The organism is Enterococcus sp. SB12 (assembly GCF_030910025.2).
GTDB classification, from domain to species: domain Bacteria; phylum Bacillota; class Bacilli; order Lactobacillales; family Enterococcaceae; genus Enterococcus_B; species Enterococcus_B faecium.
Window position 1 is genome coordinate 2098197 of the sequence record NZ_CP175675.1, and the last position, 23682, is coordinate 2121878.

Sequence of the window (23682 nt, forward strand, 5' to 3'; positions counted from 1 at the left end):
TTTGCTTTATTGTTATTTCCAGAAATCATCCAAAACGGAAATTGGCAAATGTCGTTTATGTTGTGTCTTGTTCCACCATGCTTCGATTTTTTCTTGTGCTTGAGCGGGAACTTCTTTTCCTTCTAGATAATCATCAATTTCATTATATGTGACACCTAGTGCGACTTCATCTGCAATCATTGGTTTCCCATCTTCAAGATCTGCAGTCGGAATTTTTGTGTATAATTTTTCCGGTGCATTCAATGCTTGAAGCAATTGTTTCCCTTGTCGTTTGTCCAAACGGAATAATGGCAAAATGTCGGCTCCACCATCACCAAATTTCGTGAAGAATCCAGTAATGTTTTCTGCAGCATGATCTGTCCCTAATACGGCTCCTGCTCTTTCTCCAGCTACGGCATATTGCGTAATCATACGTTGACGTGCTTTGATATTTCCTTTGTTAAAATCGCTGATTTCCACACCTGCTTCGCTTAATACTTGTACTTGTGCATCAACAGCTGGTTTGATATTTACTCGCAGACTAACATCGGGCTGGATAAAGTCAAGAGCAGCTTTTGCATCTTCTTCATCTGCTTGTTCACCATAAGGAAGACGAACAGCGATAAATTGATAGTTTTCATCTTTTGTTTCTTCACGCATTTCTTCCATCGTTAGTTGCGCCAAACGGCCTGCTAAAGTAGAATCTTGGCCGCCGCTGATACCTAGTACAAAAGTTTTAAGAAACGGATATTTTTTCAAATATGCTTTCATAAAGTCAATACTTTTACGTATTTCTTCTTTTGGATCAATTGTTGGTTTGACACCTAATTCATTGATAATTTCTGTCTGCAGGCTCATTTATTCTCCTCCTATGCTTCTGTATGAAGTTCTGCTACGCTTTTTTTCATTCGTTCCATGATAGCCATTTTATGGTTCCAGCATTCAGTAGACAGATCGACTGGGTATTTTTGCGGATTCAAGTCTCGTTTATACTCTTCCCATAGTGAATCTAGATTTTCTTTTGTATATTCTTTGATTTCGTTTAGTGCAGGTAATTCGTAAACTCTTTTTCCTTCGATAAAGATATCTTGTAAAACTGGGCGAGCTGTAAAGTCTCGAACAGTTTTATTGATAAACGTATGCACTGGATGGAACATGAAGATAGCTTCTTCTTCTCGAGGGTCTTCATCCCATAATGTAACGTAGTCTCCTTCAGATTTCCCATCAAAATTTCGAGTGATGCGCCACACTTGTTTTTTCCCTGGAGTAGTTACTTTTTCTGCATTGCTTGATAACTTGATCGTATCCATCATGTTTCCTTCATCATCTTCGATCGATACTAGCTTGAATACTGCACCAAGGGCTGGCTGATCATAGGCTGTGATCAATTTTGTCCCAACACCCCATACATCAATTTTAGCTTTTTGCATCTTTAAATTCAAAATCGTTGCTTCATCCAAGTCATTCGAAGCATAGATTTTTGCTTCCGTAAATCCGGCTGCATCTAATTGTTCCCGAACACGCTTAGATATATAGGCCATATCTCCACTGTCGATGCGTACGCCTTGGAAGTTGATTTTGTCACCTAATTCTTTCGCCACGCGAATCGCACTTGGCACACCTGATTTCAACGTATCATAAGTGTCGACTAAGAACACGCAGTCTTTATGGGTTTTAGCGTAGGCCATAAATGCTTCATAATCATTTCCATAAGATTGGACTAACGAATGAGCATGGGTCCCGCTAGCTGGTATCCCAAATATCTTCCCAGCACGTACATTGCTTGTTGCATCTGCTCCGCCGATATATGCCGCTCTAGTTCCCCAGACTGCTGCATCCAGTTCTTGTGCCCGTCTAGTTCCAAATTCCAATAGTGGATCTTCTCCGATGACAGATTTGATACGAGCTGCTTTTGTCGCGATCAACGTTTGGAAATTGACCATATTCAACAGTGCTGTTTCTACTAATTGGCAGTGCGCTAAAGGCCCTTCCACTTGGATCAATGGTTCATTTGCAAAAACTAGTTCTCCTTCACGAGCAGAACGAACTGTTGCTTTAAATTCAAAATTTTGTAAATACTCCAAAAAACCTTCAGGATAGACTTCTAATCCACGCAAGTAAGCAATATCGGAATCATTGAACGTCAGATTCTCTAAATAATTGACTAACCGTTCCAATCCTGCAAAAACCGCGTATCCGTGGTTAAAAGGCATTTCTCGAAAGTAACATTCAAAAACAGCATGTAAATCAGCTCGACCTAATTCCCAGTATGTCTGCATCATGTTGATTTGATATAGATCCGTATGCAGCGTCAAACTGTCGTCTGGGTAAGTATTATTCATCTTGTATTACTCCTCTTGGCAAGTTTTCATTTCCTACCCATTATAACAAAAAAAATTAATAGGAAAAGAAATCTTCCATTTTTTCTGAAAAAGCACATGTTTTACGGATATTTCTTGCTAAAAATGAACTCCATCTGCTAAAACTATCCTTTCTTATTGGTATTTAACCTAAACGAGAAAGAATACTTATTTTATTCAATGTATCCGAGACACGAAGTAATTAGCGTTTTCTATTTTTCTTACTTGATAAAATAAGTAGCTTTTCCTACTACAATCGTAGCCGTTAAGATACCGATGATTGAACGAATATAACCAAATGTCTCTACAACATAATCAATGGCAAAAGTTTTTGAAGCAAATAATACATCTTTCCTTTTTTGCTTCTTATCCCCAAAGAAACGGATATAACTTATTATGTATTGAATTTTTTTGGAAAGGCGAATTATGACAAGATATACCTTGCGTTGAAAAAACTCGCGGAAAAAATATCACACGTTTTTTTAAAAAAACAAAAGTAAGAAAGCAGCTGTCAATAGAATGGAAACAAAAATGGCGAGACATCAATCAGTCTCGCCTTGTTTTTTATTGTATACGTTAGATATGGAGCAGGTTACCATAAAGATGATTATTAGTCGTTATTAAATAGAAATCTTCGTATTTTTTTGTTCTATCACTACAATATCTTTATTTGGACGTTTGAATTGTATTCCGGCACGTTCTAGCTCCTGTTTCACTCCTACATGGACTTTGACATCTTCTCGTGTCATTTTTAAAACGTGATGAATCGCATAGTCGATTTCTTGCCTTGTGATTTTTTTCTTCGTATTGATCATCACGACTTGCTTTTTATCATATGTGTCTACCAATAGCAGTTGTGTTCGATCTAACGAAAATAATTTGTAATAATTAATAGCTGTATTCCCAAAAAAGAATTCCACTACTTTAGGATAAAATGTCTTAATATTTAAATTACTATTCACAGGTGTTTCGATTAGCTTCATCTCATTCCTCTTTTCTATATAGTCGATTTAGATCCAATCTAAGTTATGTTACCATCTTTCCTAGCATTAAGGAATCGGTTACAATTGAACCTTTAAAGACAAAAGGATTTACCTTTTATCACTTAATAGTATAACATAATTTCATGAGAAAAAAATACAATTTTTTCTTGACCTTCTCGTTACGTAAAGGATTATGCTTACATTTGTCAGGAGGAAAAATAATGGAGTACACAATAAAGAAAATGTCAGAGATATCAGGAGTCAGTCCGAGAACCTTGCGCTTTTATGATGAGATTGGACTGCTAAAACCAGCTAGGATCAATTCTTCAGGTTATCGGATTTATGGCAAAAAAGAAGTCGATCGTCTGCAACACATCTTATTTTATCGAACAATGGCATTCAAGTTGGAGGATATCCAAGAGGTCTTAGACAATCCATCTTTTGACCACCAGAAAGCTTTAATCAAGCATCAGCAAATGTTGCTGGAAAAACGGGCACAAATCGATACCCTCTTGACAACTGTCCAACAGACACTTGATATGTACGAAGGAGGAAGAAAAATGAGTGACAAAGAAAAATTTGAAGGGTTTAAACAACAAAAGTTGAAAGAAAATGAAGAATCCTATGGACAAGAGATTCGACAAAAATACGGGAAAAAAAAGGTTACAGCATCCAATGAAAAATGGATGAATATGGATAAAGAAACGTATGAAGAAATGCAAACTGTTGAAAAGCAGATGTTATTTGATCTCACTCTTTACTTAAAAGAACCAGAAGATGAAAGCTTAGCAGACCGTATCTTCCAAGCTCATAAGAAGTGGTTATCTTACAGCTGGCCTGAATATCAGCCAAAAGCGCATAAAGGACTAGGAATGATGTACGAAGCCGATGAACGGTTCACTGCATATTATGACGAGCGAAGTGGTCATGGTGCAGCAAAAGCTTTAAATGAAATTATCCAAAAAAAGGCGTAATCTTTTACATGATCCAACAAAAAAGTACACGTAAAATGACCTAATAACAAAACAGCAGACACCCAAGTTAGATTTTTATGCTAACTTTTGGTGTCTGCTCCATTCTTTCACAAGTTTTTTCATCCTACTTTAAATATATTCATCGTTGAATAAACGTATAAGGTATTTTCACTTTATCCTTTTTTTCTGTAAGAAACAATTGAAATGCCATTTCTCCGCAAGCTTCCAGATGGTGGTCGATGGTTGGGAAACCAAGAAGCTCGCTGATCAGCAAATTATCGCGTCCAATCACCACTGGTGTCTTATCTTGCAGATAGCTTTGCAAGATGCCTGCTGCAACCATATCCGAATTTGTAAAGACACCATCAACTCCAAGCTCTTTAAAAAAGAAGCCTGCTTGTTTTCCTTTCTCTGCATCTATACAATCCCAAAAAACAAGTGATTCATCAAAAGATGGAAAAAGTTGATGACATAGCTGCAAAGTGATTTTTGAGTTATAACTTAGCCTGCCACTTCGCCCCAACGTGATGCCCAATTGCTTTATACCTTGCTGCTTCAAATAAGTAAGGCCTTCTGTAATTGATTGTTCTCGATCAATAAAGACACAACTTGCCTGTTTTCCCTTGATTTCTTCACAAAAAACTAGAGGTCCATATTTTTGATATGCCAATAAATCATCTAGTGTATTGGCACGAGACGTAATGATCAATCCATCGAAAGCTTTAGCTGCAAATTCTTCAAGATACCTTCGCTCTTTTTCTTTCTGATAGCCCGTCGGTAAAAGTGTCACTTTGTAATCATAATCAAACGCTGCTTCAATGATCCCACTGATCAACTGATCAAAATACGGATGATTGGTATAAGGCAGAATCACTCCAATGCTTTTCGTTTTTCCATAACTTAACTGTCTGGCATTTGCATTAGGGATATAATCGACTTCTTTCATGACCGCAAGTATTTCTTTCCTTTTTTCCTCATCTATATATGGATGTCCATTGATTACACGTGAAATAGTAGAAACTGAATAACCTGTGAGCTTTGCGATATCTCGAATGTTTGCCACTGCTGCTTCGCCACCTATACAAAAAGATTTTCTTGTAAATAGTCTACCACAGCTGGACCGCATTCAAAAAACTGATACATTTTTCCTTCATGCGAAAAACTGATCCGCTGCCCGCCCCAATATATATCTTTTGTCAAAGTTTCGATTTCATTCATTGGTATTTCTTTTACTATATTCCTATTCAACCCTTGAAAACTGTACAACGTTAATACGGATCCCTTGAACTCGACAAACGCATAAAAATAATTGTTCGGATAGCGTAAAATATTTTGTGTAAATAGATATTTAGGGTAGAAAAAAAGAAAGTCCATTCTGTAAAATTAAAGTTACCACAACCGAAATTTTATAGGAGGACTTTCTCATGCCCAATTTTACTACAGAAATTATGGAAACACTAATCAATAAAGGTGATTTAGATGAATTATTTCGATGTCATTTAGAATTAGCTGTTAATTCATTATTGCAGGCTGAATTAACAGCTTTTCTTGATTATGAAAAATATGATCGTGCTGGGTTCAATTCAGGTAATTCCCGTAATGGGAATTATTCACGTTCATTCAGAACAGAGTATGGAGAATTAAATTTGGTGATTCCTAGAGATAGAAATGGTAAGTTTTCTCAACAAACTTTACCTGCTTATAAAAGAACCAATGACTCTTTAGAAACCACTATTATTCAGCTATTTCAAAAAGGAATTACTATGTCTGAAATCTCTGAATTGATTGAAAAAATGTACGGGCATCACTATACGCCACAAACCATTTCAAATATGACTAAAATAGTTTCTGAAGATATTATTGCCTTTAAAGAAAGGTCCTTAGAATCCAGATACTCTGTCATTTTTATGGATGCTACTCACATTCCTTTAAAAAGACAAACTGTTTCAAAAGAAGCAGTTTATATTGTAATTGGCATTCGATTAGATGGAACCAAAGAGGTTCTTGGGTTTAGTCTTGCTCCAACTGAATCTGCTTATGTTTGGAAAGAGATTCTTCAAGACCTAAAAGACCGTGGTTTAAAAGAGGTTTTATTAGTCGTAACTGATGGTTTAAGTGGCATTAACGATAGTATTCATAGTGTTTATCCAAATGCTCAATTTCAACAATGTTGTGTCCATATATCTAGAAATATCGCTCATAAGGTTCGTGTTAGTGATCGACAAGAAATCTGTAGCGATTTCAAATTAGTTTATCAAGCAAGTTCAAAAGAAGAAGCAAATAATCAAATAAGGTTTATGATAGATAAATGGAAAAAGCAGTATCCACGAGTGGTTAAATTGCTCATGAATCCTGCTATATTAACCTTTTATAATTTCCCTCCGTCAATCAGAAGAACTATTTATTCAACTAATTTGATTGAAGGTTTTAACAAACAATTAAAGAAATATACCAAAAGAAAAGAGCAATTTCCTAATGAAGAATCTCTGGAGAGATTTCTAGTATCTCAATTCAACAACTATAATCAAAAGTTTCTATGCCGAGTTCATAAAGGTTTTAAAGAAATACATGATACATTAGAATCAATGTTTTAACTTGATCAACAGAATGGGCTTTTCCATTTACACATAATTCTTGACGCAACCTATTTAGTTTTAATAGATAAAATAAATAACTATAAAATATTATAACTATTAAAAATAACTATTTTCATTATAATTACACACAAAAAAGAGCGTGGGACAAAAGTAAAGAACACTTTTGTCTCACGCTCTAAACACGTATAAACGGCGGAAGCAGAAGCAACTCCTTCGGAAACAAGCTGAAATTCACAAAAATTTGAAAAGCAATTTTCGTGAATTTCTTCTTATTTCTTGGAGTTAAACGCTTCTGTTCCAGCCTCTTTTTATCTGTCTTTCACTAATGATCAGTTGTAGATAAGCAAGTTGCTTTTTCTTACATCATACCGCCCATCAAGACAAATGTTTTTCACTTGTCCACACTGGACAAAAATCCCATCAAATCAAGGAAAAGCAACGTTGGCAATGTTTGAATTTTTTAGGCTAGAACGGACTAGTAAGAGTTTTTTGCCCCTTTTTTGCCCCTTCTATTCTAGGAATATATCTATCTATTGAAACGGAATACATTTAAAGTACGTTATTACACGTTTACTGGATTCCTTGTTTATCCATCCAATCACTAACCATTTTTATTTGATATTCTAATGGATAGCCTGGTTTTGTATTTGGATCGAAAACCCCTTCTGAAATCGCTAAATCCAGATAATTTCTTACTTTTTCATACCCATTTATATGAATTCGTTTTATCATTTCCAAGACTTCTTCTTTGTCTAGAAATTGATCATCACTAATCATTTGTAGTAAGTCCATTAGTCCGTTTTGACTAGAAAAAAAGCCTAAATCTAAATCTGAAAGAGTAGCTTTTTCTTGTCGATAAACTTCTGCACCATTATATTGACAGTTATTACGATGATGCACCAATCGCATTCCGTAACCTCTATGGTCTGAATTTGTTTTCCATTCAACCCAGCCATCACTTGCATTTTTAATTTCACGACCACAACTATCACAGTACCAAGCCATATTAATCATCCTTCCAAGATAATATTTTAGATATTTATTATAACAAAAAAGTAATGCTATATACCCTGTAGGACTCGAACCTACGACCGGACGGTTATGAGCCGTCTGCTCTAACCAACTGAGCTAAGGGTACGAGAAGCCACCACAACTCCTGCTAACAAAAAGAATGGAGATAGACTAGATAATAATGGGTTTCATTCTTTGTTGTGATGGCTAATTTATTATTACACAATCACTAGAAAAAAACCAGTTTATTTTTATTTGTAAAATATATTATTTTATGATATTATTTCCGAGTTATAAAAAGAAAAAAGCTTCAGATACTTATCTTTTTGGGGAAAGACTCTAGGGTTAGATAGTATCTGAAGCTTATTTCTATGTTCATTATCTCACATAGTTATTTTTTAGTCTATTATTTTCTTAACTTTTTCAGAAAAAATGAAAAAACCTCAGCCAAGGATGATGGGTCTGATTTTCTATATATCCAAAAAATAGTGAATATCTTAACTGTTTAATAAAAAGTAAATATAATGTTGCAAAATTAATAGTAAAAAAATAAAGACCTTAGTGACAGATAAGGTCTTTATGGTATACTTTAAGAAAAGAGGAGGTTTGTTAGATGAAAAAAATTCAAATTATTTTTGGAAATCTTGTAATAATAGCATCCATTTTTCTACCTCTTAATATTTTTTTTAAAAATGACTTACTCTCTTTTTTGCTAAGCTTCTTTATAAATTTATTACTAATCAAAATTACTCCTGGTCCAAGTCAAGACTATCCTTTTTCTTTTTCAGTGGGATTATCTTTCCTGGATCACTCGGAATAATTTTCTTGTCTTTTATCTCACTTGCTACTTTTTTATTCGCAAGTTTAAGCCCATCTATTTCAGCTTTCAATTTATCCCTTTCAAGCTTACCCTTTCCAAAAAAATAAGGATGAATTCCTTGCAATTTAAATCCCGCTATGTTGACCTCACCGAAACCAATTGCGTATAGGATAATCACGTATGCCAAAAGAGTCCCTGGTGTAATCGAAGATGGATCAACTATATTGCCTAAAATTTTAAAAAGTTCACCTATTGAATCCTTTGTAGCCGATAAAGCAATGTCACCTGGCGACTGTACATCAATTTTCATATCTATTTCATCTGAGTCTTCACCTGTGGTTTCAATTAAAATACTAGTTAATTGATGCCAATCTTTGATTGTTATACCTTTATCTGTAGAAACAAAGCAGGAAGCGGTTACTTCTTCTCCAAATTTTACAATAAAAGATAAAAGTGAATTCACTTCTCTTGAAAAGTCAGTTACGTTAAATATAGTTTGATGTGCTGACAACACCCAGTACATTTTTTGAGGTAAACTAGATCTTCCTATTTCTTTAATCCAGGTAACAGTTCTTCTTTTAATAAACGGACAAGCTTTAATTCCAGTTTTTTCAGAATCTTCAATGCCTGATGACCCATCATACATTTCCGAATCTACAACACCAATTAGAAAAAAAATAGAATTTTTTGAAGGAACTATTACTATATCCCCTATTGTCATTTCAAATATAAAGTTATAAAGTCTTTTAGAATATAATGTGCATGATTGGGGTTTTAAATCAGGATACTTTTCCTCATAAATAACCTTTAAAATTTCAACTGATTTTAAATCATGAAATCCATCTTGCTTTTGTTTATTTTCTAAAAAACTTTTTGTAATTTTATCGTCACCTATTGCGATAAAATTATTTTCTAAAAAATCGTCATAGTATTTTCCCCCATCAGCTCTAACAACCCAATACTGAGTATCTTTAGGTATCTCTAAGATAGGAATTTTATAATCTGATTGATGAACCATTTAATCTCCTCTTTTCATGTCTGCTAAATTAATTAAACCAAAAGAAAGCCCTAAAGACAATAGCTTTTGGGCTTCTTAGCAGATATAATCTTTGAGGATTATAAAATTATTTTAACACGACGGGAACATAAGTTCAAATTGAACGTTTATGATATTAAAACTATACTTTATGTACCGCCCCTCATCGAGGGGCTATTTTTTATCGTTCTGGAATATTCAAATACCAACGATTGTCATGAAAATCTTGTGCTCCGCCTTTAGTGTTCCCTTCTGGATCATTCGTTGCACGCATCATGACATAGACTTTCTTATTAGGAAAATTACGCATATTGAAAGATACATGATAACCAACATTTCCAGAAGTACTATAAGATTGGTTTACATCTGGACGTGAAACGCCATTAGCATTTACTCGTGCTAACTCTTTTCCAGTATTATAGTCCATGATAAAAATGTACTCGTATTTATAGTTAGCAATGTGCCAGCCAGCCACATGCAAGTTTGCGTTTTCGATTTCCCCAAACTGATCATTGTGGGCGTAGTTCGTTCCATCTGACAAAGTTGGATTTGCTGCACCTGCTCTAGTTGGATCAATGACTGGTCTATCATCTGAAGTTGTCGGATTTTCATCGGTAAATCCATGAGCAATATCATAGGCTAATTTTTCTTTACTTACACCCATTTCAGAAAGATAACCGTAAGGATCTGTATGATCGCCTCCGTAGGTATTTGTTACCCATAAATGAGATTTTACTCCCTTATTCGGATACCCCGTATCTAAAGTCTTAGGAATATTAAACTGATTACAGTAATCACGAATTAATTCTACGTAAGCACGATAATTCTTTTCAAACAGGTTACGATCGTAAGTATGCTGTAATTCAATTTGTGCAGGAGCATATGGATTCGCATTCAGTGCACCCCAAGAAACATAGCCTGGTTCTCCTACTCGGTAAACAATCCCTCCGTCTCCAACAACATCAGTTGTATAAGGACTAATACCATTATAATTATTCTTCATATTAGCTGCTACATTACGCGCAGGAGCAAGTGTCGCAGTTTCATGGATGAGAATATAATTTTGATAAGCTAATCGAGAATCGCCCTGGTTAGATGCTAAGTTAAACTCATTATTAATCGTGTAGGCAAATCCATTTACTGGCAATAAAAAAAGAGCCATTAATAGGCTCATCGCAGTAATAGTAATTTTATTTTTCATTTGTTTCCTCCTATTTTTTCAAATTATAAGCAGACACACCAGTGATAACGCCTAAAAATGTTGCTACTGCATTGATAGTCAGCACTGTCATATCTGTTCCATTCCATCCATATGCTTTTCCTAACATGGCTACTAAAGCAGATGCAGCTGGTAATACTGTTAAAACCGTCCATTTGATGATTTGATAATACTTATCGGGTAAAATCATTTCTTCTTAACTCCTTTCTTTTTACCTAGATCTTTCTCTAAACAAAGTTTTGATTTGTTGCGTGTGTTCCGCCAATTTTTCTGCATGCTTATCTAATCTTTCATCGTGACTTTTCAGTTCTTCGTGTATCGTAAGTCGATCATTTTTGCTGGCTTCTAAATCTTTTGTTAGCAAATCTAAATTGTGGCTTACTTTTGAAAGAGTCTCAGTAATCTTCGAGAAAGATGCAGTAATTGGTTTTATTACTAATAAAATCAAAGAAACAATCGCAGTGATTGATCCTGCGATTGTTCCCCATTCCCCTAAATTGATCATGTGACAACTCCTTGAATCAAAATAAAAAGCACATCAATTAAGATGCGCTCTCTTCTTTGCTAATGATTTTATCTGCTTCTTCGTCTGTAATGCATAGTGGAACGAATAGTCGAACTTGATCGTCAGTAAAACAGCCCCAATCATACATCATTTTCACATCGCTAAAACTAAACATACTACTCACCTCCCTTTGAAGCTGGATTTAGTTGCTTTTTAATTTCTGCAATATCCTTGCTGTTTTGAAGCGAAGTAAGCATCATTTTTGAATTGATTTGTGCTAAACTATCCGCTCTTTCTTTCAATGCAGTATTTTCCTGTTTAATTGCTACATCGCTTAGCATGAGTTTGGCGTTGATCTGTTTTAAATCGCCGTTCTCATTTTCTAACGACTCGTACATCGCTTTGAGATTGTTTAAATCGTTGTGATCTAGTGCGTTCGCTAAAACAATCCATTGGTTCAGTTTAGGATCAAACATCTGATCAGCAATCGTTAGCGGTTCGCCATCAGCACAAATCCCTTCAAGCGGTGGCTGATCCGTGTAAGGAACGGATACAAGCATATCGTCCAACACTTTTCCTGCGTACTCTCCGCCAGTACGTCCATACTGCCATATTTTTTTCATTTTTATTCCTCCCCTACCCAGTAAATGCCATTAAATGTAAACCACTCATTAATGGCAAATTCACTATTGGTCATTATCGATTTAAAGCCTTGTCTTACGTATATCATTTTTGCGCTATTGGAAGTACCGGATACTCCGATTATCATTCCATTAACTCCTCTTGCAATAAATTCTTCGGGGACTTCATCATCAAGTGGTACACCAAAGGCATAAGCTTTTTTGAACTTTACTGTTCCATTAACGATTACTATTTTCCCATGTTTGATGAATGTAGCGTAGCCATCAATAAAAGAGTTGCTATTTGACTTATCTAGTTTATATATAGTATGTTCATTTTCACCAACTACACGATCACCAGCTATTTGAATACCATCGGCAAAGTTTTTCAAACCTTCAACTCTCTGAGGATCATACACATTAACAGCATCATTCAAGCCTTTTTCAGTATATTCAGGTGTGACATCCCAACTGTAGTCGTTCGGATTGTTGCTGTCTTTCAATCCTTCACCGAAGTATTTCAACTGACTAATATTCGGGGTTCGGGTGTTTCCTTTTTCAATCTTAAGCCAGTCAATTTGAACAGCGCCTTTAGTTGCACTAGGGTATTGATATATATTCAAGTTTCTTACTGCACCTGCGTCTATGTTAGCTTGCGTTACTGTAAATACTAGTTGCCATACGTCTGTCATACCTTCAACAGGCGTTAAGTTTCCAGCTTTAATTGCACCTTGCCAATCTAAGTAAGCTACAAAACTCTGAGTAGATGGTTTAGTTGCTTTCATAGTGACTACATATTTCTGGTTAACTTTGTAGTCTTCTACATTGGCTTTTGAATAAACAGAGTATTCAGTTGTAGTAATAGGAAACTGCACATCTTTGTTTGCAATATTCTTACCCAAAGCCACCTTACTCAAATAATACGGCGCATCAAGTAAGTTAGGCTGGTATGGGGTGGCTGTTGAGCCTTCTTCGATTTTGATGTTATAGCCTAAATAGCCTGTACATGCACCAGCTGAATCATTAAACCACAAAGATATTCTAGACTCTTCTGTAGTCACAAAATTAGCAGCTGTAGTAAACGTAACGCTATAGGTCGTTCTATTGGTACCCACAGGTTTGTTTATAAACGCCCAAACAGTCCTTACTTCTGTTCCCTCTCTTAATCGAAATCCACATTGTACCGCACCAGATGGCACTTCCGCATCCGCCCATATATCAACGCTGAGAGTATAAGTTTTGTTTGGTAACAATGTGCGGAGGTTTAATAGTTTTCCAGCCGGAGGAGCATCTGCAGTTCTTGTAACCGCAATGTGGTCTACTCCATCTTTAGCGGTGTAACCAGTTTGAGAGCCATTGTTGTAAAAATCATTAAAACCTACATTAGGCGCAATATTAGGATTCCCCGAATAATCATAGCCCCCGAAGTCGATGCTGTTACTGTACATCTTTTTCAGCTTGCCGAGATCGCCGATTTGTTGATTGGTTTGATCAATACGAGCATTCGCCTTATCAATATTAGTATTGAGAGTTGAGACATCTTGATTGGCTTTCGTGATTTTGTCGTTTGTGTCTTTTAATTTTGCATCAATCTGCGTTTCGGATTCCGCAATTTTCTGTTCAATCTCTTGCTTCCCATCAGCTAGAATTTTTTCGATTTTATCAATGGTCTGACTGAACCCATTAAAATAGTAATCTTCTAGCTCTGGTGTGCTATCATCAATTGGACTGCGTTTGATATAAAAAGTAAAACGACCAGCTGTATCTAACGAGCGGTCGTTTGGGAAATCAATATATACGCTACCTTCTACGGTGCCTACGTATCCCAGTATATTATCCTCTAACACAATAGAAACAATCCCATTCACAGGATCTTCTACCGTAGCTAGATAGTCATGTTTACCATAACCACCTTCTGCCGTTGCAGATTTGAACATCAAGCGAATCGGAACAGTTGTCCCTTCGGGTAAGCTTTGAGGGATGCCGTTTTTCCGAACTAACTTCATTCGAAGCTTAGCTGTTCCTCGATCATGCGACCAAAAAACAACATTTGTCCTGTTTGGACTAGTTGCTTCTGCTTGAATCACAATGATCGATTCATTAATTTTATACACCATTATTACAACACCGTCCCTTTAGTAATGATAAGGCCGTTCCCAATAGTTTTTGTTGGGGTTGTGGCAAAAGAAGGTGATACAGTTCCTCTAGCAGTTCCGTTCTCACATAAAATTCCTATATCATTCCCTGACCCAAATGCACTGACAATAATTTCACCCATCAAGACAGCATAAATTGCCACTTTCTGGTTAATCAACGTCGTGTCTCCGTACATATTAATCTTTGATGTTCCGCCGACATAAACTGCATTATATCTTGCAAGTGTTTTTGTGTTCTCTGCGAATTTACATCTATTGATTGCCATATAGCCACTCTGCTCATTTCTGATTCCATAGTCTGCTCCGTTTGCTGTATCCACAATTTGCATACCGGCGACTTGACAATAGCCTTTACATGCCGTAAAACAAATTGATCGTACCTTAACGGGCAAATCTGATTTTGATGGATCAATAGTGTCAAAATTATCGATAGGTCGAATTAAAAATGATGTGAAATTCAAATTTCTAATCATGACATCTTCTAAGTAAGCTCCACTATCCACCCAAATAGTAATTTGAGACGTTGTAATCAGCGGGACATTATTCACTGCTGTTTGAATGGTCAGGAATGGCTTTTCTTCTGATCCATCACCAGAAACATCACTACCATTTTTGGAAACATAAATGTCAATTGGCTCATTATATCCACCAATAATTTGTTGAACAGACTTGTTCAATTGTTGAACTTGCTCTTTTTGACTATCCATGTTTGTATTCAGTTCGCTAATTTGTTCGTCCGACAGATTTTCATGTTCTAATAGTCTGCCATGCAGTGTGTCAAAAACTTTCCCTTTATTGTTAACTCGTGCATCAACCACTTCATTCGGCGATTCGCCACCTGAATGAAGCACGAGATTATCAATACGACTATTCGTTGATTTGTCTTGGTCAGATAGTTTCTTTTCAAGATCATTGAGGTAGTCAATGTTTTTATTAAATTTCTCTTTCCATTCCGTAGAGATACGGTTACTGATTAATTTTAATAACCCCATCAAATCACTCCTTTCTTCGCCATTTCAGCGAGTATCGACGTCATTGTTTTCTTTGTGTTGCTCAATGTGATTTCTGGCGGTTTATTTTCCAATGCTGGATACGTCTTGATTCCTACCACTTGAATATAGGTATTGATATTCAAAGGTTCATAAATGAATGGAACGTGATCACCTTTGTTGGGACTGATTTTCCATTTCAAGGTTACGGATCCCGAAATACTTGGATAGTCTTGCAAGTCTGTCTTTAACCGCTCGAGCATGTTCCCTGATACGGTATACCGTTCGTCTTTAACAGGATCTTGTATCCTGATTCCCCATTTCTGTGATTCGGGACTTGTGTAAGTGATAGGAGTAAATCTATAGTCACTATCTTTAGGATTCTCAGTATTTGCGCCATCCTTCAATTTTCCATAGCCTTTGATTTGTGTTTTTAGACTGTACGTATCAATATCGAATGACACTTCATCTGTATTGTATTTATAGCGAATCTGTTCTTCCGTCTGCTGGCCGTACTCACTGGCGGGATAGAAAGTTAGATGTTTATTATTCGGAATCACGACTGCATTATAGTCAGTCAGAATCTCATTGATCAGCTTCAAATAATTCGCATTACCGAAGTTTTCTTGTTCGACTGTAAGGAATTTCTTGTTTGGATCAATGACTTCCCATGTAAAGCCGCGACTCCCTGCACTAAATACATGTGTGAGTAACTGGCTAATAGATCTCGCACCAGTTACTGTATCGTACTGATAACCATCTTGAACGGTGTAATAGATATGTGTCGCAACTACTTGTTTCGTCAACAACTGTCCAAGTGCTTTGCGAGTCATTTCTTTGATCACAAATTCCTGTCCGTTGTAGAAAACAGAAGACTCGTATTCAACTAAATCAAATACTTCTTGATTCAACGAATTGCTGGTAACGGTAAAGCCAATCTCCCACGTTTCATTTTGTTGCCAGTTTTCATAAAAAGAACCCTTGTCATAACCGACAAGGATTTCTTCTTTGGTTTGTTCATAATTTCGAATAATTAAATCAGTCACTCAATCACCTACTTATATAAGAAACGGAAATCCCATGAAGATTTCACGCGAGTAATATTTTGGATCTCGATTTCATTGACTCCTTCAGCTAAAGTGATTAGTCCATGGTTTGTATCAATACCACAACTTACACCATTCAATTTTGGGTATACACCATCCAAAACTAACGTCTGCCCTAAATTAGTTGAGAGAGAAGGATAATAAATGAATCGATCGCCAGTTGTTTTATTGAAAATCGTCACATTTCCTTCTGATTCTCCTTCTAATGCGATCCGCAGATAATGTTCACGTGGATCAATTTCAAAGCTTCCAGCATTGTAAATAATGAAGTGACTAGTCTGATGCGTATACTTGTAATCTTCCGCCACTAGACCTTGCGAGAACTGCCATTCTTCCTCTAGGTTAAAATCCGACAAAGTAGTGGCGATGGATTCAGCACTCCCTGATGGAATATTAAAGGTTATTTCTATCGTAGAATAATCGTTCTCTTCCTCAGTAATTTCGAAATTTGTTGGATTTACTTTAAATCTTTTCCCTGGGCTTAAATCATAGGAAATGTAATATTGATAACCAACAAAAATTAGCTCATAGAACTCTGTTAATAGCAGTTCTTTATCATGCTTATTTTTGTAAAAGATATCAAAAGTCAGCACTAATTCAAAAGGACGAAAACTAGCATTAGATTCTCTGCTACCGTTCGTTCCTTCAAAATCTTCGTAATTCACTTCATACACTGGTGCTTGACGTTTGATTTCTTTACATACAATTTTTTCTTTTCTTTGCGGATCAAACAACTTCCCATTTTGATTGAACTGTAATTTGTAAAACAATTATCAAACACCTCCATTCGCATATCGAAGTTTATTCAAATCAGAGCCCATATAATGATTAGCAGCTTGCCCAATGTCAGAAGACTTGAGACTTAAATCTTTTCCAAGAATCGCTCTAAGAATCATCATTAACTCATTATGCTGTTTTTGTTGCTGTTTAATCAAAGTTACAAGCTCTGCTGAATTATCAGCTGTATTTGCAGTGTTGGAGTGTTTCTTGTCATCGCCAGAAAGGAAAGCTAATGCTTGACCCATCAATTCAATAGCTCTTGTTTTTCTTGTCAATGGAATAACCATTTCTGGTTTATTTCCTTCTCCTGCTCGATATAGTCCGTCTTTGGTAATTAAACCGCCATTGGCATATCCATGTCCTTTCCCGATAACTTGCAACATACCTGCAACTCCGTAACGTTTCTTAGCATAATTGATTGCTGCTAACATGTTATCAAATCCGTTCATAATATTTCCGTGACCAGGAAAAGCGTTAGCTGCAAAAGTTCCGGGTTTCGTTTGAAGTAATCCTGTTGCATTGCCTTCAGCGAGCCCATCATTGCCGCCGATTGCTTTCTCATTACCACCAGATTCCGTTTGGATTTGGGACATCCAGGCATTTATATAAGCTGCTGTAGCTGGTAATCCATTCATTTTCAATGCTTTAGACACATAAGAACGCCAGCGTGCAACACCACTTCCTCCAACTCCTCCATTGAATATATCGCCAGACCCCATCGAACCGTTTAAATGGATATGATCAAAGTGATCACCATCTGGCCAGTTCGTCCATTGTCCGCTTGCGCCAGTTCCGGATAACCCGGCACGGTCACGTACACGCCCATTCGTAATGACATACGCAATTTTTGAAGGGAATTTCTCGAAAGCATAATTAGCAGCTGCTGTATATCTAGGATCTCCTGATATACCTGGATAAGCTAAGTCAATAGCTTGACGTTTTCCGTGATAATAAGCATCTCCTGCTCGATAACCCGACGTTACCGTAAGTCCTGGGAACTTACCCATCACTTTCTGTGCGACGTCAACTAAATATTGATAAACGCCGTTGGCATTAACTGCCCCGTCAAAATTTCCATGAGTAAAGAATTCACTCAATTTCGATTGAAGCATTGTGTTTGCAGCTTTAGACATCAAATTGGTTCCTGATTTAGTCATATCGAGCCACCGCTCATTAATACCTGAAAAATCAACTTTGCTAGTTAAGAATTCCAACATTCTTTTTTCATCATCAAGTAAATCAACGATATCTAAATTTCCGACACCATTTTCATAACGCGGAACATTTAATCGTTCTTTTAATTTTTTGGTTAGGGAAGCATTTAATACTTGGGCTCCTTTAGGTAGGTTAACCAAGAGATCCCGACCTTTAGCAATAAACCCACGACCGTCAGGCATCTGAACATATTCTTCATGTACGAATCCTTTTTGGTCGTTAATCATAGCGAGTCCGCCTGGATGACCTTCAGTTCCCTTAGCATATTGAGGGATTGCCCAGTTACCAATACTCTTGCTTGACTCTACTTCTTTAAGAACATAGTTAACGCCAGAGATAACGCCATTAACACCTTTTCCCATGCCTCCGACCATCGTATTCGCTACGCTGTTCATTGTAGAAGCTAGAGAATTGCCCATTGAATTCATTCCATTGATTAATGACTGCAGCAGGAATGAGCCTGCATTGTAAAATCCGCCATTTTTAGAACGAAGATTGTTAATCGAATCATTGCCGAGTTGGTTTACACGGGCTATAAATGATCCGTATAACGAATTCCAACCGTTTAGATTGTTCTGCTGCCAAGTTCGCCCGTTATTGTACATAGGCGTGTTGTAGTTTCTAAGCGTCACCATCGCTTGATTGCAAAATGAATTAATTGTAGCAATGAACGTACCTGTCAAACTGTTCCAGCCACTCATCAAATTCTTATTCCAAGTTGCCCCCTGTAGATAATTAGGGTTATTTTGCGATTTAAGGGCATTAAGATAATTCGTAATAAAGAGCGTTTCGCTGCTCATGTATTGAGGAACAACTGAGTTCCAGCCGTTCATTAAATTAGTCAGCCACTCTGATCCAATGGCAAGATATTGATCTGATTTTTCTGATAAAGCGTCAGGAATAATCGGTTGCGCAACCTTTGTATCAGTTGTTGACTGATTGCTTATTGGCTGCTGACTTCTTAATACTGCCGTCAGCTCATTAATAGCTAAGATTAAAGCATCGAAATTCGGCGCGGTTGAAATAGTGGTTATATTTCCTATACCATCAGCATATTTAGAAACTAATTGTTTAGTCTTGGAGGCTTTCAACACTTTCGACCCTCGTGGAAGATCTAAAACAACATTACGCCCTTTGGGAATAAAAGCTTCTCCATTTGGTAAAGTTACAAGCTCTTCGTAAGTTGATCCTTTTTGATCGTTTACCATAGCTGCTCCGCCAGGATGGAAGTTTGTTCCTTTCGCATTTTTCGGCATCGGACCTATAAAGTCAACATTAATTTTTTTAGAACTTTCCTTAGGAATACGTTCCCACGAAGAGTTCAATATATCAAGTGCGGACGATACCTCAGAAGCGTTACTTGATGTATTTAGCACTTTTTCAACCGGATTAACTTTATCGTTATAATTAGTTATTAAACCAGTCACATCACTAATGGCACCCGTCAAGCTTGAATTGTCACCTAATATTCTTTTCAGTAAAGGAAATACATTTTTGTTATACTCATCAACGCTGATCGTTCCATCTTTGACTTTAGTTAAAATATCAACATTATCTCCAAGCATCCGCTTGATAGGGTCAGGAATTGCTTTCCATGCATTGAAAGATTCTTCTGATGCAAATATTTTGTTTAACAGATCTTCATTATTAGCCAAGATGTTTTTTTGATCAGTTGGCAACTGGTTCCATTGATTCAAACTCTCTTTTGAAGTCGAAATTTTAGTTAAAAAATCCATGTTATCAGCAAGAAGTTTTTTCTCTGAATCAGGAATTGAATTCCATAGATTCAATTTTTCTTCTGAAGAAAATATCTTATTCAGAAAATCAGTATTCTTTGCAAATAATTCCTTAATGTCAACTGGTGTCTCATTCCAAATTTTTAATTTTTCCTCAGATTTAGAAAGTGTTTGTAGAAAATCATAATTTTTTGCATTCAAGTTTTTAATTTCTGGTTGATAGTCATTCCACAAACCTAAATTAAATAAAGTTTCAGCCATCACTTCAGGAGTATTCGAGTATAGAACAGCTTTCTTCTGCTCAAAATCAAGCTCATCCCATTTTCCGGAAGATTCTAATGCTTTATAAACATTAATGCTAAATTCGTCTTGAAGCACCGCTTCTTTGTCTTCCCAAGCCATGCCACGCCACAAATCATTAGCTATCGCCGCTTCGCCAATCATTTTTTTAGCATTACTGTCTATATTTGCATCATGTAAAACCATCTTAAGGTTATTCCATGTTGTAATATTTTTTGAAGCTTCTTTAATTATTTCTGGGGCGTTCGTCTTTACGTTTCCTTCTTTATCAAGAAGCTCTAAAGAGTTCCATTCTTTTGCACCGTCAGTTCCTTCTTTAGCCACCCATTTTAATGTATCAGCATTCTTTTTTGCATTTTCAGCTAGTTTATCAGCCATATAGCCAGCATTGTCTAGAAGCTTTTGGTTATCTTCAATAAGATATTGGCTTGTATTCGCACTAGCTGCTATTACTTCTCCTGTTGCAAGGTGAATTTTATCAGCTAATTCAGGATATTTTTCAACAATTGCAGCTATTTGACTATCGAAACCATCAGTTGTTGCGTCATTGATTTTATCCCATTCAGCTAAATATTTTTGGGCAAATTCACCGTCAAGATTATAGCCCCAATCTTTTAACCATTTTTCCTGTTCTTTTCTCATTTGTGCTGTATGATTTTGAGAGGCATTTCTTTGTTCTCCTAAAGATTTAAGCCAAGTCTCAGCTTGCTCTTTACTAGCTTGGGATACATCCCCAGTCATAGAATTTAATATAGCTTTACGTTGTTCAGCAGATACATCTAAAGTATTAACATATTGTTCAGCTGTATTTTTCGAGAGATCACTAATCATCTGCGCTTCTGCGACACTTATGTCACGATGTTCCTTTGACGCTTTTTCTCTTATTTCTTTAATGCGATCATTATTTTCTTGGATTTTTTCCAGAGCTGACTGATTCATTTCTTTTTCATTTTCAATAATTTCTTTCATTGAATCAGTCACGGTTCCAGGTAGATTCTTTAATAGATTATCTAATCCTTCTACTTTTTTAGTTAAACTAGATTCAATTGTAGCGCCGATGGTTTCAAAATTTTTGACCATAGGCCCAGTATCTTGATCGAACCCTTGAACCATTAGACCAAATTGACCCGAGGTTTCGTTTGTTTTTTCTTTTACAGTATCTAAAGTACTATCAACTTGGGAGCCGACGTCAGATCCCCACTCTTTTACACGTTGAGAAGAATTCCACGCTTCTTCTCCAAAAGTTTTCCATGCACCATAACCTAGAGCCAGCGCACCGCCTACTCCAACGATACCAAGAAGCGCAGGACTTAATAGACCTAGTGATCCAGTAAATGCGCCGATACCACCAGAACCTGCTGCCGCACTCGCTGCGCTTGCTGACTGACCTAAAGCAGAAGTTAAACTACCTAGCCCACCTGCGCCTGCGGTCTTAGCAGCTGTGGTTCCAATAGTAGTAACTGTTGTAGAAAAACTATCCATTGCCTTTTTTTGAGCAGCTTTCGCAACTAAGTCAACCAAACTACCAGTTAATTTTCCTACAGCTGTTTGAGTTTTTCCAACTACAGCAATACCACCACCAAGCAATTTCAAAGTGGGACCAGCTGCTGCTGCTATGCCAACCCACTTAATGATATTTTTCTGCGATGCATCATCAAGTTCTGAAAACTTATTGATTAGTTTGGTTGATTTTTCAATGATTGGGGTAAAGATAGGGAGCAACTTTTCACCAGCTGTAATAGCTAACACATTCAAAGATTCTTTAAATCGAGCTAATTTGTTAGCCGGCAAATTGTTCATCGATTTTGCAATTTCTTTCGTTGCACCATTCGCATCGTAAGTTTCTTTAGTCAATCCTTTTAGAGCATCTCCGCCTTGATTGACCAAAACATTCATCGCTGATTGCGATTCTGTACCAAATGCCAATGCGATTGCAGACGTGCGCTGGGCATCTGTCCATCCTTCAGTGTTCGTTTTGATCTTGTTGAGCATGTCTGGGAGGGTGAGTGTGCCGTTCTTAAACTCGTCCACAGAAATTCCTAGTTGCTCGAAACCAGCGATATTTTGTTTTGATGGTTTCAATAAGCGTGTCAAAGCCCCTCGTAGTGCTGTCCCGGCTTTTTCTCCACCGATACCTGCATCACTAAGTAATCCGATTGCTGAAGCAGTTTCTTCTACATCCATGCCTAAGCTATTCGCTACTGGTCCCACATACCCCATCGCTAGTCCTAAATCTGAGAAACCAGCAGAAGTTGCATTAGCCACATAAGTCAACGCATCCGTCACACGTGTTGCGTTCTTAACAGTACTATTGTAATCCTTGCCTTTTAAATTAAACTGACTGATTACCTCAGTAGTTACATTCATTACATCGTTGAAGTCATCCCCGGATGCTTTGGTAGCATCTAAAATAGAAGGCATTACACCAAGCGTTTGATTCGCGTCATAACCTTTACGAACAATTTCTGCTAAACCAGTATTTATTTCAGTAGTAGAAACACCATATTCCTTCGCCCATTTTTTCGAGCTATCAGACATCTGATCTAATTGATTGCGATATTCGGTTGTCATTTTCCCACCGTTGGTCAACAATGGACCAATTTCACCAATTTGAGTTTGAAAATCAACAGCCTTCTTAGTAGCCAATCCAAACCCAGCAGCGATCGGCGCTGTAACAGACATGGTCAATGTGCTTCCTATGCTAGACATTTTTTTACCGAAAGATTCAATTTTCTTTCCTGACTTAATCCACTGATCAGATTGTGCTTTAAGTTTCCCAGTTACACCTTCTGTTTCTACCTTCATGCGGGCAATTTGTCCTGTAGTAGTTTTCATCTGAGCTTCATAACTAGCAGACTTAGCAATCGCTTGATTCAATTCATTTGCATATTTAGCAGTGGAAGCCGTTGCTTTACCGTTCGCGTCGAAGCTTTTATCATACTGAGTCTTTAACTTACTCATGTACTTTTCGTTAGAGCTAAGCGTTTTGCTAAGTCCGTCATATTTGGCTTGCAAAGCACCCACTTTGTCGCCTGAGTAATTCATCACTTGCATCTGGGCCTTCATAGCCTTTGTGTTATAAGCGACGCTTTTTTTAGCACCTTCTAGTCCTTTAGAAAAGGCGGAACTATCCAAATCCAAAATAACCTTCATATTTCCAATTGGTTTTCCGTTTGCCATAATTTTCCTCCTTTCCTAAATGGATTTGATGAAATCTTTTAGGTCGACTTCTTTTGATTTTTCTTTTTTCGGACTTACACAAGCAATTTCAATTAACGTGTCAAAAGAATTATTTT

Annotated in this window: 19 protein-coding genes and 1 tRNA gene; 2 read left to right on the top strand and 18 right to left on the bottom strand. The window is 36.8% G+C overall.

Annotated features, from left to right (window positions below):
• Positions 1-12 precede the first annotated feature (12 nt).
• The 3 genes from nadE to RBL01_RS10360 form a co-directional block, all read right to left on the bottom strand.
• Complete coding sequence (nadE, locus tag RBL01_RS10350; protein WP_002307174.1) at positions 13-837, bottom strand: ammonia-dependent NAD(+) synthetase; 825 nt, start codon at positions 835-837, stop codon at positions 13-15.
• Positions 838-848: 11 nt separating this feature from the next.
• On the bottom strand, positions 849-2321 hold the full coding sequence (locus tag RBL01_RS10355) for a nicotinate phosphoribosyltransferase (protein ID WP_002297685.1): 1473 nt from the start codon (positions 2319-2321) through the stop codon (positions 849-851).
• Between the two features lie 638 nt (positions 2322-2959).
• Positions 2960-3322 carry a DUF1827 family protein gene (locus RBL01_RS10360; protein ID WP_002297684.1) on the bottom strand — a complete coding sequence of 121 codons (363 nt, stop codon included), beginning with the start codon at positions 3320-3322 and terminating at the stop codon, positions 2960-2962.
• A 221-nt stretch (positions 3323-3543) separates the two neighbouring features.
• Here RBL01_RS10360 and RBL01_RS10365 point away from each other — a divergent pair, with 221 nt between their 5' ends.
• The gene (locus RBL01_RS10365; protein ID WP_002297683.1) at positions 3544-4296 is read left to right on the top strand and encodes a MerR family transcriptional regulator; all 753 of its coding nucleotides are present in this window, start codon (positions 3544-3546) and stop codon (positions 4294-4296) included.
• Between the two features lie 139 nt (positions 4297-4435).
• On the opposite strand, the gene RBL01_RS10370 is transcribed toward RBL01_RS10365, so the two are convergent.
• The gene (locus RBL01_RS10370) at positions 4436-5359 is read right to left on the bottom strand and encodes a LacI family DNA-binding transcriptional regulator (RefSeq protein ID WP_002318636.1); all 924 of its coding nucleotides are present in this window, start codon (positions 5357-5359) and stop codon (positions 4436-4438) included.
• Positions 5360-5373: 14 nt separating this feature from the next.
• Positions 5374-5670: a hypothetical protein gene (locus tag RBL01_RS10375; protein ID WP_307781016.1), complete on the bottom strand. Its 297-nt coding sequence runs from the start codon at positions 5668-5670 to the stop codon at positions 5374-5376.
• 50 nt (positions 5671-5720) lie between these two features.
• Between RBL01_RS10375 and RBL01_RS10380 the strand changes: the two genes are divergently transcribed.
• Entirely contained in the window at positions 5721-6890 is a 1170-nt protein-coding gene (locus tag RBL01_RS10380; protein ID WP_002300314.1) for an IS256 family transposase, read from the top strand.
• A gap of 573 nt (positions 6891-7463) precedes the next feature.
• Here the strand turns inward: RBL01_RS10380 and RBL01_RS10385 are convergent.
• The 13 genes from RBL01_RS10385 to RBL01_RS10445 all read right to left on the bottom strand — a co-directional run bounded on the left by RBL01_RS10385 (position 7464) and on the right by RBL01_RS10445 (position 23566).
• Positions 7464-7907 carry a hypothetical protein gene (locus RBL01_RS10385; RefSeq protein ID WP_311047716.1) on the bottom strand — a complete coding sequence of 148 codons (444 nt, stop codon included), beginning with the start codon at positions 7905-7907 and terminating at the stop codon, positions 7464-7466.
• Between the two features lie 50 nt (positions 7908-7957).
• A tRNA-Ile gene (locus RBL01_RS10390) sits at positions 7958-8031 on the bottom strand.
• A 619-nt stretch (positions 8032-8650) separates the two neighbouring features.
• Positions 8651-9742 carry a hypothetical protein gene (locus RBL01_RS10395; RefSeq protein ID WP_307781067.1) on the bottom strand — a complete coding sequence of 364 codons (1092 nt, stop codon included), beginning with the start codon at positions 9740-9742 and terminating at the stop codon, positions 8651-8653.
• A gap of 199 nt (positions 9743-9941) precedes the next feature.
• Complete coding sequence (locus RBL01_RS10400) at positions 9942-10961, bottom strand: peptidoglycan recognition family protein (RefSeq protein ID WP_307781066.1); 1020 nt, start codon at positions 10959-10961, stop codon at positions 9942-9944.
• 10 nt (positions 10962-10971) lie between these two features.
• Entirely contained in the window at positions 10972-11169 is a 198-nt protein-coding gene (locus RBL01_RS10405) for a phage holin (protein WP_002336349.1), read from the bottom strand.
• A 21-nt stretch (positions 11170-11190) separates the two neighbouring features.
• Positions 11191-11484: a hypothetical protein gene (locus RBL01_RS10410; RefSeq protein WP_058138205.1), complete on the bottom strand. Its 294-nt coding sequence runs from the start codon at positions 11482-11484 to the stop codon at positions 11191-11193.
• 37 nt (positions 11485-11521) lie between these two features.
• A complete protein-coding gene (locus RBL01_RS10415) occupies positions 11522-11659 on the bottom strand; it encodes an XkdX family protein (protein WP_002290625.1) in 138 nt (45 codons plus the stop codon).
• Between the two features lies 1 nt (position 11660).
• Positions 11661-12107: a hypothetical protein gene (locus RBL01_RS10420; protein WP_307781065.1), complete on the bottom strand. Its 447-nt coding sequence runs from the start codon at positions 12105-12107 to the stop codon at positions 11661-11663.
• A gap of 2 nt (positions 12108-12109) precedes the next feature.
• On the bottom strand, positions 12110-14221 hold the full coding sequence (locus RBL01_RS10425) for a BppU family phage baseplate upper protein (protein WP_307781064.1): 2112 nt from the start codon (positions 14219-14221) through the stop codon (positions 12110-12112).
• A gap of 2 nt (positions 14222-14223) precedes the next feature.
• Complete coding sequence (locus RBL01_RS10430) at positions 14224-15252, bottom strand: hypothetical protein (protein ID WP_307781063.1); 1029 nt, start codon at positions 15250-15252, stop codon at positions 14224-14226.
• Positions 15252-16295, bottom strand: a complete 1044-nt coding sequence (locus RBL01_RS10435) for a phage tail protein (protein ID WP_307781062.1) — start codon at positions 16293-16295, stop codon at positions 15252-15254. Before RBL01_RS10435 ends, RBL01_RS10430 begins: the two co-directional genes overlap by 1 nt.
• Before the next feature lie 8 nt (positions 16296-16303).
• Positions 16304-17125 carry a phage tail domain-containing protein gene (locus RBL01_RS10440; RefSeq protein ID WP_002338875.1) on the bottom strand — a complete coding sequence of 274 codons (822 nt, stop codon included), beginning with the start codon at positions 17123-17125 and terminating at the stop codon, positions 16304-16306.
• 3 nt (positions 17126-17128) lie between these two features.
• The gene (locus tag RBL01_RS10445) at positions 17129-23566 is read right to left on the bottom strand and encodes a phage tail tape measure protein (protein ID WP_307781061.1); all 6438 of its coding nucleotides are present in this window, start codon (positions 23564-23566) and stop codon (positions 17129-17131) included.
• Positions 23567-23682 lie beyond the last annotated feature (116 nt).